The following is a 675-nucleotide window of genomic DNA, read 5'->3' as shown; positions in this document are numbered from 1 at the left end:
CTGCGCCGGATCCAGCGCCACGTCGGCACGGCCGGCGGCGCTGCGCAGATCGAGCGACAGCAGGTCCGTCGGCGGCCGTGCCGCATGCACCTGCGTCGCCATGCCGAGCCGTTCGCCGAGCCAGCGCGGCAGGCGGCCGTCGAAGCCGATGCGCGCCGCGCGCGCGGCGGCCGGACGCAGCGCCGGCAGGCGGCCGGCCAGGCTCTCCGCACGGGCGACCGCGCCGCGCGGGCGTGGGGCGGCGGTCGGCGTCGTGGCGGTCAGCAGCTCAGGCGTCATAGGACTTCGATGTCGATGCCATGGGGCAGTTGGGGCAGGCGTTCGAGCTGCTCGAGCAGCCGGGGCCGGTATCGGCAGACTAGGTGGTGCGACTGCGGCGACAGCGTCGAGAAGCGAAGCGCGAGCCAGTGCGGCGAAAGGCTCAGCTGCAGCGTCGTCTCCGGCAGCACCGCCGGGTCCATCGGGATCGTGACCGTCCAGTTCACGATGGCCGGATCGGCGCGGGCGCACAGCGTGGCGATCGTCGAGGCCATGCGCTCGGGCCAGTCGTCCGCAGCGCCCGCCGGCGCGTCCGGTCCGTCGCCATCGGCCGGGACATCGAGCGCCTCCGGCGCCGGTCCGTCGTCCCGCGGCGGCAGCGCATGCAGGACCGCCGCGGCGCGCGACGTGGCCAGG

The 675-nt window shown here is 75.9% G+C and carries 2 protein-coding genes; both read right to left on the bottom strand.

All coding sequences use genetic code 11. From position 1 onward, the window contains the following. The coding region (locus tag CS062_RS25140) for a hypothetical protein (protein ID WP_199174365.1) at nt 1-279 on the bottom strand (279 nt) is incomplete at its 3' end. After that, nucleotides 276-675 (bottom strand): type III secretion HpaP family protein (locus CS062_RS25135; RefSeq protein ID WP_199174364.1); only part of this gene is annotated, 400 nt, incomplete at its 5' end. The genes CS062_RS25135 and CS062_RS25140, both read right to left, overlap by 4 nt.

The organism is Roseateles chitinivorans (assembly GCF_002761755.1).
GTDB classification, from domain to species: Bacteria; Pseudomonadota; Gammaproteobacteria; order Burkholderiales; family Burkholderiaceae_C; genus Roseateles; species Roseateles chitinivorans.
Note: the sequence above shows the minus strand (reverse complement) of the source record. Positions and strands in the feature narration are given on the sequence as shown.